3 protein-coding genes are annotated in these 2,944 nt (G+C 75.0%); all 3 read right to left on the reverse strand.

All coding sequences use genetic code 11. The annotated features are described in order from the left end of the window. Positions 1-98: 98 nt before the first annotated feature. The 3 genes from L1885_RS26475 to L1885_RS26485 all read right to left on the reverse strand — a co-directional run bounded on the left by L1885_RS26475 (position 99) and on the right by L1885_RS26485 (position 2,594). The gene (locus tag L1885_RS26475; RefSeq protein ID WP_268984555.1) at positions 99-968 is read right to left on the reverse strand and encodes an NPP1 family protein; all 870 of its coding nucleotides are present in this window, start codon (positions 966-968) and stop codon (positions 99-101) included. Positions 969-1,325: 357 nt separating this feature from the next. Next, positions 1,326-1,568: a DUF2087 domain-containing protein gene (locus L1885_RS29285; protein WP_235799692.1), complete on the reverse strand. Its 243-nt coding sequence runs from the start codon at positions 1,566-1,568 to the stop codon at positions 1,326-1,328. A 270-nt stretch (positions 1,569-1,838) separates the two neighbouring features. After that, positions 1,839-2,594 (reverse strand): metallophosphoesterase family protein, encoded by a 756-nt coding sequence (locus L1885_RS26485; RefSeq protein ID WP_235799691.1) that lies wholly within the window; start codon positions 2,592-2,594, stop codon positions 1,839-1,841. Between the last annotated feature and the right edge of the window lie 350 nt (positions 2,595-2,944).

Here is a 2,944-nt window from a genome sequence, read left to right on the forward strand (position 1 = left end):
CGGGCCGCGCGCACCCGCGCCGCGCCCGGGCGCGGGCCCCGGAACGCCGCCGGCGCATGCCGAGCCGTGCGCGAGGGCGACACCGCGCCCCGGGTCTCTCAGGCGCGCGGGTCGAACGGAATTCCCGCGGGCTCCGAGTTGGCCAGCGCGTCGTCGAAACGCGCGTCGTTGATCTTGATGGTGGCGTCGCCGAAATCGGCGTTCATGAGCTTGTCACGGAATCCCGCCGGATATCCGTTCCACCCGACAAGGCGCGGATAGAACCAGTTTCCGGTGGAGTTCTCCGGCGGCTCGTCGTTGTTGTTCGCGAAACGGAAATCGTGCGTCGACGCGCCGTCCTTGTTGTAGACGACCTTCGGGTGCGTGCCGTCGAAGCGGAGGTCCGAGGCCGGGGCCACCTTGTAGCCGGCGTGCTGGGAGACCGAGACGTACTTGACCTGGTTGGCGTTGATCCACACCACGACGTGCTCCCAGTCGTGGCGGTGCCCGATGGCGGCCGGGCCGAGCGTGGCCTGGTCCTTCTCGAAGTAGCTCGCGTACACGACCGCGCACCAGTCGTTGTTGCACTTCTCGCGGGAGTAGGTGTTGGCGTTGGCCAGCTGGGCGGGATCGTGGCAGTGGCCGTTGACGTCACCGCCCAGCTTCAGCCCCGGGTTGAGCGTCCCGTCGGCGCCGATCGCGGCCGTGGCGTAGCAGCCGTCCGTGTCGTAGTCGTAGGCGGGCGAGAACGACTGCTCCAGGCCGTCCGCGTTCTGCGGCAGGAGCTGGAGGACGTCCGCCCTGGCGTCCGCCGGGATGGCGACGACCAGCAGCGCCGCGCCGATCGCGCCGGCCGCGAACGGCCGGCCGAGCCGTCCGGACCGCCTAGTGCGGGGTGCCGCTCCCCCGGATCCAACCGTCGGTGACTGCGTGCCGCGCACAGGGACTCCTCGGGGCAAGGGGGAAGGGCGGCCCGGCGCCACCGGCATTCCCACGTCGAAAACACGCCGAATGCACCAGGAAAGGCGGGCGATTTCCCGACCCGGCCCACACGTGGCGCGGCGTCAGATTAGAACGCGGCCGGGCAGGTCGACAAGGACAATCCGGACGGCATAATTCCGCGAAAAGGCGGCGCTCCGGGCATTGCCGCCGCGCCTCGGCGGAGGAACTCGGAAGCCGTTGAACGCAGGAATGCCGGTGGCTGAATTCCGGGCGGATCGGGGAGTCCCGGGGGTTTCCCGCCCGCCCCCAGGCCGCGGGGGTCCGGGCGCCCGGGGCCCGGGCGCACGGCGGCTCGGTTGCCCGGCGGCTCGGTTGCCCGGGCCCGTGGCGGCCCGGGCGCGGTCTCAGGAGGCGCGCCGGTAGCTGCTGCCGTCGCGCGTGCGCTCCAGCAGCCCGGAGGTCACGAGGTGGCGGCGCAGCGCCGGGAAGTCGTCGTGGACCCCGAGGAGCGCCGCGTTGACCTCGCGCTCGCTGTAGGCGCGTCCGGGCTCGAACAGCGTCCCGGCCAGATGCCGCAGCAGCTGCTCGCGCCGCGCCTGCTTGCGCGGCACGGAGACGAGCCGCCCGCGCGAGAAGAGCGAGGCCACGCCGTGTGCGTCGCCCGTCCGGGCGGGTGTCCCGGCCGCCGGGGCGCCGTCGGCGAGGGGGACGCGGGTGGCGTCGGCCGGCCCGGTCGCGTGCGTGGCGTCGGGTGCCGCAGGGAGAGCGTCGTCGGTCATGCCCGGCAGCGTGGCAGTGCCCTCGCGACCCGGGCAACGCAATTACCGCTCCCGCAGGGCCCCGAGCCCGGGTTCCGAGCCGCGCGGCTCAGTGGCCCGGCGGATCAGCGGCCGTGCCGCCGCTCGCGGCGACGGGGCCTACGACGCGGCCGCGCCCGGCGAGAAGGTGCCCAGCGCCTCGGCGTCCGTGGCCCGCGCGTGCAGGAAGTAGTCGGCCCACTCGGCGACGTCCGGGTACGTGGAGTCCGCGACGACCTCCGCGACGGCCGCCTCCGCGTCGTAGCCGGTGACCCGCAGCTGCACGCCGCCTCGGCTGCCGCCCGGCCCGAGGAGCGCCCAGTGCGCGCCGGGGCGCCCGTACGGCATGCCGACGCTCCCGGGATTGACGACGAGCCGGCCGTGCGCGAGCCGCACGTAGGGCATGTGCGTGTGCCCGCAGACCACCCCGCGCACGGCGGGGTCGAGCGCCCCGAACACCTCGGCCCAGCGGTGGAGCGGCGAGTCGACGAGCACGATCTCGGTGTCGTCGCGGGGCGTCGCGTGGCAGAACAGGACGTCGTCCACGACCACGCTGAGGGGCAGCGACTGGAGGAGGTCGAGGTCGTCCTCGGTCAGCTGCTCGGCGGCCCAGGGGTCGATCGGGTCCGCGAGGGGGAGGCCGGCGCGCGGGCCGCGCCGGTACTCGACCAGCTCGCGATCCGCGTTCCCGCGCACCCACAGGGCCCGGTCGCCGAGCCCCCGCAGCACGTCGAGCACCTGCCGGGGCTGGGGTCCTGCGGCGATGTCGCCGGTGACGACGATCCGGTCCGCGGCGGCCACGTCGGGCTCGGCGAGCACGGCGCGCAGCGCGGGCAGCACGCCGTGGATGTCGGAGAGAACGGCGACGGACGTCATCGGAACCACGTCTTTCCGGGGTGAGGGGCCGGGGCGGTCGAGGGACCGGGCGGGCCCGGTGGGATCACGGCCGGTGAGCGGCCGGCGTGCCCGGCATCCCGCGACCGTACGCCGCGAAGCCCCGGCGCGCCGCTCATTTCCCGGGCCCCCGCGCCGTGACGGCGGCCACGTCCCCCTTCGGCGCGCCCACCACCGCCACCGTCACCCATCGTCGCCACCCGCGACCGCGCGCCCACCACCGGCACCGTCGCCCGCCCATCGGTACCCGTCTCCGCGCGCCCACCACCGGCGCCGTCGCCCGCCCCTCGGTACCCGCGCCCGCGCGCCCAGCACCGGCGCCCTCGGCCTCG

The sequence above is a fragment of the Streptomyces fuscigenes genome, assembly GCF_021556455.1.
GTDB classification, from domain to species: domain Bacteria; phylum Actinomycetota; class Actinomycetes; order Streptomycetales; family Streptomycetaceae; genus Streptomyces; species Streptomyces fuscigenes.

Coding starts and splice junctions, on each gene's coding strand:
- L1885_RS26475 (WP_268984555.1), bottom strand. CDS start 968: ATGCCGGTGGCGCCGGGCCGCCCTTCCCCCTTGCCCCGAGGAGTCCCT.
- L1885_RS26485 (WP_235799691.1), bottom strand. CDS start 2,594: ATGACGTCCGTCGCCGTTCTCTCCGACATCCACGGCGTGCTGCCCGCG.